7 protein-coding genes and 1 pseudogene are annotated in these 5,942 nt (G+C 65.0%); 3 read left to right on the forward strand and 5 right to left on the reverse strand.

Going from position 1 to position 5,942, the window contains the following annotated elements; translation table 11 throughout:
* Nucleotides 1-39: 39 nt before the first annotated feature.
* From C666_RS18165 to C666_RS18185, 5 genes are all read right to left on the reverse strand, one after another.
* The gene (locus C666_RS18165; RefSeq protein ID WP_004347395.1) at nucleotides 40-462 is read right to left on the reverse strand and encodes a DUF4870 family protein; all 423 of its coding nucleotides are present in this window, start codon (nucleotides 460-462) and stop codon (nucleotides 40-42) included.
* 150 nt (nucleotides 463-612) lie between these two features.
* Nucleotides 613-2,124, reverse strand: a complete 1,512-nt coding sequence (gene ubiD / locus C666_RS18170; protein WP_004347397.1) for a 4-hydroxy-3-polyprenylbenzoate decarboxylase — start codon at nucleotides 2,122-2,124, stop codon at nucleotides 613-615.
* A 45-nt stretch (nucleotides 2,125-2,169) separates the two neighbouring features.
* Entirely contained in the window at nucleotides 2,170-2,982 is an 813-nt protein-coding gene (gene pyrF, locus C666_RS18175) for an orotidine-5'-phosphate decarboxylase (RefSeq protein ID WP_004347399.1), read from the reverse strand.
* 29 nt (nucleotides 2,983-3,011) lie between these two features.
* The gene (gene ubiA, locus C666_RS18180) at nucleotides 3,012-3,893 is read right to left on the reverse strand and encodes a 4-hydroxybenzoate octaprenyltransferase (protein WP_004347402.1); all 882 of its coding nucleotides are present in this window, start codon (nucleotides 3,891-3,893) and stop codon (nucleotides 3,012-3,014) included.
* Nucleotides 3,890-4,459, reverse strand: a complete 570-nt coding sequence (locus C666_RS18185; protein ID WP_004347403.1) for a chorismate--pyruvate lyase family protein — start codon at nucleotides 4,457-4,459, stop codon at nucleotides 3,890-3,892. The genes ubiA and C666_RS18185 overlap by 4 nt, the downstream gene beginning before the upstream one ends.
* A 267-nt stretch (nucleotides 4,460-4,726) precedes the next feature.
* Here C666_RS18185 and C666_RS18190 point away from each other — a divergent pair, with 267 nt between their 5' ends.
* The 3 genes and pseudogenes from C666_RS18190 to C666_RS18195 form a co-directional block, all read left to right on the forward strand.
* Nucleotides 4,727-4,978 carry a type II toxin-antitoxin system Phd/YefM family antitoxin gene (locus tag C666_RS18190; protein WP_004347404.1) on the forward strand — a complete coding sequence of 84 codons (252 nt, stop codon included), beginning with the start codon at nucleotides 4,727-4,729 and terminating at the stop codon, nucleotides 4,976-4,978.
* Nucleotides 4,975-5,229, forward strand: a complete 255-nt coding sequence (locus tag C666_RS19985; protein ID WP_004347405.1) for a Txe/YoeB family addiction module toxin — start codon at nucleotides 4,975-4,977, stop codon at nucleotides 5,227-5,229. The genes C666_RS18190 and C666_RS19985 overlap by 4 nt, the downstream gene beginning before the upstream one ends.
* A 543-nt stretch (nucleotides 5,230-5,772) precedes the next feature.
* A pseudogene (locus C666_RS18195) lies at nucleotides 5,773-5,942 on the forward strand (IS110 family transposase); the annotation flags it as partial.

The following is a 5,942-nucleotide window of genomic DNA, read 5'->3' on the forward strand; positions in this document are numbered from 1 at the left end:
CGGGCGCTGAACGCGCCCGGAGCGTTCAGCGCCCGCCGCTCACCCCTGGGGCGGCATCGGCAGCGGGCAGCGCTGGATCAGCACCCACCAGCCGCGCACGATGCGGTAGAGAATCCACAGCCCCGCGATCAGCAGCACGACGAACGCGAAGGGCAGGCCGATGATGGTCAGCGCCATCACCCCGGCGATGAGCACCCACAGCACCGCGAACCAGAAGGTGCGGATCTGCCAGCGGAAATGGCTTTCGAGCCAGGTGCCGCGCACCGCGGCCTGGTTCCAGTAGTTCAGCACCACCGCCGCGATCGACGGCAGGCTGGCGATGAAGCTGAAGATGATGGTCGCCGAGCCGACGACGGCGGAGAACACCGCGAAAGCATGCAGGGCGTAGACCAGGTGCGTGACCGTGACCATGTTCTCGGAGGGCTGGCCGATCTGCAGCGGGGCCGGAACGGGGTTGCTCATCGAATTTCCTCTGTTTGCTGACGCCGCGCGGCTGGCGGCGTCCGTGACGGCAGCTTCGACCCGCCGGCCGCCGCCGCGTTCAGTCGCGGGGCAACGCGAAACGTAAGCCGATGTTCGCCGTCCTGGCGCACGATACGGCCCGTGGCGCGATCACAGGCCCAGTTCGCCCCACATCGCGTCGACCTTCGCCTTGACTTCGGCATCCATGACGATCGGCGTGCCCCACTCGCGCTGCGTCTCGCCCGGCCACTTGTTGGTCGCGTCCAGCCCCATCTTGCTGCCCAGGCCCGCCACCGGGCTGGCGAAGTCGAGATAGTCGATCGGCGTGTTGTCGACCAGCGTGGTATCGCGCGTGGCATCCATGCGCGTGGTCAGCGCCCAGATCACTTCCTTCCAGTCGCGGATATTCACATCGTCATCCACCACGATGATGAACTTGGTGTACATGAACTGGCGCAGGAAGCTCCAGATGCCGAACATCACGCGCTTGGCGTGGCCCGGATACTGCTTGCGGATGCTGACCACCGCCAGGCGGTAGGAGCAGCCCTCCGGCGGCAGGTAGAAATCGACGATCTCGGTGAACTGCTTCTGCAACAACGGCACGAAGACCTCGTTGAGCGCCAGGCCCAGCATCGCCGGCTCATCGGGCGGCTTGCCGGTGTAAGTGCTGTGATAGATCGGGTCGCGCCGCATGGTGATGCGCTCGATCGTGAACACCGGGAACTCGGACACTTCGTTGTAGTAGCCGGTGTGGTCGCCATACGGGCCTTCCGGCGCCATGTCGCCGGGGTGGATCACGCCTTCGAGGACGATCTCGGCCGACGCCGGCACTTGCAGCTCGTTGCCGATGCACTTCACCAGCTCGGTCTTGGCGCCGCGCAGCAAACCGGCGAACTGGTATTCGGAGATCGTGTCCGGCACCGGCGTCACCGCGCCGAGGATGGTCGCCGGATCGCAGCCCAGCACCACCGATACCGGGAAAGGCTCACCCGGATGGGCGCGCTGGTGTTCGAGGAAGTCGAGCGCGCCGCCGCGGTGCGCCAACCAGCGCATGATCACACGGTTGCGGCCGATGACCTGCTGGCGGTAGATGCCCAGATTCTGGCGCTTCTTGTGCGGCCCGCGCGTCACCACCAGGCCCCAGGTGATCAGCGGCGCGGCGTCGCCCGGCCAGCAGTGCTGGATCGGCAGCCTCGCCAGATCGACACCGTTCTCGCCTTCGCCTTCCCACACCACCTGCTGGCAGGGCGCGGAGCGGACCTCCTTCGGCGCCATGTTGAGCACCTGCTTGAGCACCGGCAGCTTGTCCCAGGCATCCTTCAGGCCCTTGGGCGGCTCGGGCTCCTTCAGGTAGGCCAGCAGCTTGCCAACTTCGCGCAGCGGCGTGCGCCAGTCGCCGTCGGCGCCCTCACCACTCACCTCCTCGCCCATGCCCATCGCCACCCGCTGCGGCGTGCCGAACAGGTTGGCGAGCACCGGGATGGCCTGCGGCACGCCGCGCGTCACCGGCTTTTCGAACAGCAGCGCCGGGCCGCCGGCGCGCAGCACACGGTCGGCGATCTCGGTCATTTCCAGGTGGGTGTCGACCGCTACCGTGATGCGCTTGAGCTCGCCACGGGCTTCGAGCTGGGTGATGAAGTCGCGCAGGTCGTCGTATTTCATGCGGGTATCTCGGAAAGGGCAGGCAGCGGGGCGATACGGCCGCGCTCAGCGGTGTGCGTTGATGGCGGCGCGCGTGTCGAGCGCCGCCTGGCGCGCGGCGGCGGCGAAATCCTCGCCCTTGCCGGCATACAGGATGGCGCGCGAGGAATTGATCATCAGCCCGCAGCCATCCGCCGTGCGCCCGGCCGCCACCGTCGCGGCGATGTCGCCGCCCTGGGCGCCGATGCCGGGCACCAGCAGCGGCATGTCGCCAGTGAGCTCGCGCACGCGGGCAATCTCGGCGGGAAAGGTGGCGCCGACGACCAGGCCGCAATTGCCGCTCGCGTTCCAGTCCTGCGCCACCAGCCGGGCGACGTGCTCGTACAGCTTGATGCCGCCGACCTCGAGGAACTGCAGGTCGGAGCCACCGGGGTTGGACGTGCGGCACAGCAGGATCACGCCTTTGTCCGGATACGTCAGGTAAGGATCGACCGAGTCGCGCCCCATGTAGGGATTGACCGTGATGGCGTCGGCCTTGAAGCGCTCGAAGGCCTCGACCGCGTACTGCTCGGCGGTACTGCCGATGTCGCCGCGCTTGGCGTCGAGCACCACCGGCGTGCCCGGATGGCGCGCATGGATGTGCTCGATCAGGGCTTCGAGCTGGTCCTCGGCGCGGCGCGCGGCGAAGTAGGCGATCTGCGGCTTGAAGCAACACACCAGATCGGCGGTGGCGTCGACGACCTGCCGGCAGAACTCGAAGATCGCGTCCGGCCGCCCCTGCAGATGGGCGGGAAATCTGTCCGGATCGGGATCGAGGCCGACGCACAGCAGGCTGTCGCGCTGCTGCCAGGCAGCCTTGAGAGCGGTCATGAAATGCATGGTGGAATCCAGGAGTCCAGGCTGCACGCTCAGGCGCGGCGCAGCAGATCGTCGATGAAGAGGCCGGCGAACACCGCCGCGCCCAGCCAGTTGTTGTGGCGGAAGGCCTTGAAGCAGCCGGCGCGGTCACGGTCGCGGATCAGGGTGTAGTGGTAGCCGGCCATCGCCGCGGCCACCAGCAGCCCGGCGAACCAGGCCGGCCCGCGCCCGTCGGCGACGCCGATGGCGGCGAGCAGGCCGAGCGTCGCCGCGTAGCACAGCATCACCGCGGCGACGTCGAAACGGCCGAAGGTGATGGCCGAGGTCTTGATGCCGATCTTCAGATCGTCGGGCCGGTCGACCATCGCGTACTCGGTATCGTAGGCGACCGCCCAGAAGATGTTGGCGAGCAGCATCAGCCAGGCGATGGCCGGCAGCTCGCCGAGGATCGCGGCGAAGCCCATCGGAATGCCGAAGCCGAAGGCGATGCCGAGGTAGGCCTGCGGAATCGCGAAGAAGCGCTTGGTGAAGGGGTAGCTGACGGCGAGAAACAGCGCCGGCAGCGACAGCCAGATCACCAGCGAATTCAGCGGCAAGATCAGCAGAAAGGCGAGCAGCGACAGGCCGCCCGCCAGCAACAGCGCTTCGCGCGTGCCGACCATGCCGGTCGCCAGCGGGCGGCTGCGGGTGCGCTCGACGTGGCCGTCGAAGTCACGGTCGGCGTAATCGTTGATGACGCAGCCCGCCGAACGCATCAAGAAGGTGCCGACGACGAAGATCGCCAAAATGTGCAGCGGCGGCCAGCCATCGGCCGCAAACCACAGCGCCCACAGCGTCGGCCACAGCAGCAACAGCGTGCCGATCGGTTTGTCGATCCGCATCAGGCGGGCGTAGTGGGGAAGCTTGTCGCTGAAGCTCATCGTATCGGTCATCGGGGCAACTCGAAAATCGCTGGCAGAAAGAACTCGCTCACCATCAACGCGCGACCATGGCGGAGAAAAAGGGAGCGGCGCCCCCACAGCTCGCGGGCCACCGCCGTCGGCGGCGTCCGTGCGGACAGTACGGAATGGGCCCGATGATAGCGCGCATCGCGCGCATCGAGCCGGGTACAGGCCAGCGGCGCGCGTTCGATCGCGGGGTCGGCGAACAGCGCGGCACCGAGCGGATGCGCGCCGAAACCATGGAAGAGGTTCCAGGCGCCGCGCACGTGCCTGCGCGGCAGCAATGAGCGGGCAAACACCACCGGCACGCCATCGGCGATCAGCAGCACCTCCCGCACCCACACCCGTGCGCCGGCACGCAGGCCGAACAGCACGGCTTCATCGCGCATCGCCCGCCCCGCCCCCTGGTACAGCACCTGAACGCCAAAGCGCACGCAGCGCCGCCGGATGCGCGCGGTGAGCGACGAGGGGTCGGTCAGCCAGGGAATCAGCGCAGGCGGAACCGTGGCGCGTGGAGGCGATGACTGCCAAGTTTCGCGGTAAGGACGGGGAAGCATGGAATCTCTTGCAGGAACAGCCGGCATTCTAATCCGCCTTGCCCACGAACACAGGCGCCTTGCCTGGATGGCCGGCTGTCGGGCTGCCACCACGCCAAGCCTGTCCACAAGTTCGATTCATTGCTTCGGCAGATCTGCTTGACCGGAGGGCAACGGCTGCTGTCTGCAGAAAACAGGACGGGAAGTCCCTTGGGGAATTGTTAGGCGCCGGCCCCTTGACACCGAACAGCGGTTTTTGTACAAATATATGTACAAATGGAGCCACCTATGGACGCAATTACCTACAGCACTGCCCGAGCCAAGCTGGCCGACACCATGGATCGCGTGTGTAACGACCACGAGCCTATCATCATCACTCGCAATGGCCAGCAGGCCGTTGTGATGATGGCACTCGACGATTTTAAGGCGCTGGAAGAAACCTCCTACCTGCTGCGCAGTCCCAAGAACGCACAGCGCTTGCTTGAGAGCATTGCAGCTCTTGAGTCCGGGAAGGGTAAGGTACGGAGCCTAGCCAAGTGAATCTAGTCTTCTCCGAGCAGGCATGGGAAGACTACTTGTACTGGCAAAAAACCGATAAGAAATTGGTGCAACGGATCAATGGCCTGATCAAAGAGATCACAAGAACACCGCACTCAGGGACCGGAAAGCCGGAGCCACTAAGGCATGCGCTGTCTGGTTACTGGTCGCGGCGCATCAATGACGAGCACCGAATCGTCTACAAAGTAACCGAAGGTTCTTTATTTATCGCTCAGTTGCGGTATCACTACTGAGTCGGGATGCGCTTCACGTCGTTCTTCCTCTCCTTGTGTCGATCCTACGACGACTACGTTGGAAGACGAAATTCATGGGGCAGCTCAAACGGCTGCTGTCTGCAGAAAACAGTTGACGGGAAAGTCCCTTGGGAATTGTTAGGCCGCTGCCGACAACACACGGCCAGTAGCCTTTGTACTACCCTCCCAGACCGTGAACTCAGCGCCGATCGGGAAGTACTGAGCTGCCTCTGGCACCAGCAATTGGACGGTTGCGGAAAAAGTCTCACCTGGCGAGTGGATGCCAGAAAAGAGTAGCTGGGCTGACCAATGCTCATTATTGATGCCAAGGACGGTGCGCCACTCCCCAAGGGAGAGTGGACCAGTGCGCCCGCCAGCCTCGGTGGGTAGCAAATGGATCTCGGCAGCAAACATTGGTGACATAGCGGCCTAACGAATGAAAGGGACTTCCCCGTCCCGGCCTGACCGCATTGCGGTGATCGGCACCTGAGTGCCACGATGGGAAGTGCGAAGTCTCATCAATCCGTCCGAAAGGGGAAGTCCATGAGCATTGTGACCGTTGGCATCGATCTCGCCAAGAACGTGTTTGCCGGGCATGGCGTCAATGAAGCCGGCCGCGCCGAGCTGGTACGCCCGGCAGTGCCGCGCGAGAAGCTGCATGAACTGATCGCAAGCCTGCCGCCGTGCGTGATCGGCATGGAAGCGTGCTCGGG

Origin of the sequence: Thauera linaloolentis 47Lol = DSM 12138, from assembly GCF_000310205.1 — a bacterium.
Lineage (GTDB): Bacteria > Pseudomonadota > Gammaproteobacteria > Burkholderiales > Rhodocyclaceae > Thauera > Thauera linaloolentis.

Coding starts and splice junctions, on each gene's coding strand:
- C666_RS18165 (WP_004347395.1), bottom strand. CDS start 462: ATGAGCAACCCCGTTCCGGCCCCGCTGCAGATCGGCCAGCCCTCCGAG.
- ubiD (WP_004347397.1), bottom strand. CDS start 2,124: ATGAAATACGACGACCTGCGCGACTTCATCACCCAGCTCGAAGCCCGT.
- pyrF (WP_004347399.1), bottom strand. CDS start 2,982: ATGCATTTCATGACCGCTCTCAAGGCTGCCTGGCAGCAGCGCGACAGC.
- ubiA (WP_004347402.1), bottom strand. CDS start 3,893: ATGACCGATACGATGAGCTTCAGCGACAAGCTTCCCCACTACGCCCGC.
- C666_RS18185 (WP_004347403.1), bottom strand. CDS start 4,459: ATGCTTCCCCGTCCTTACCGCGAAACTTGGCAGTCATCGCCTCCACGC.
- C666_RS18190 (WP_004347404.1), top strand. CDS start 4,727: ATGGACGCAATTACCTACAGCACTGCCCGAGCCAAGCTGGCCGACACC.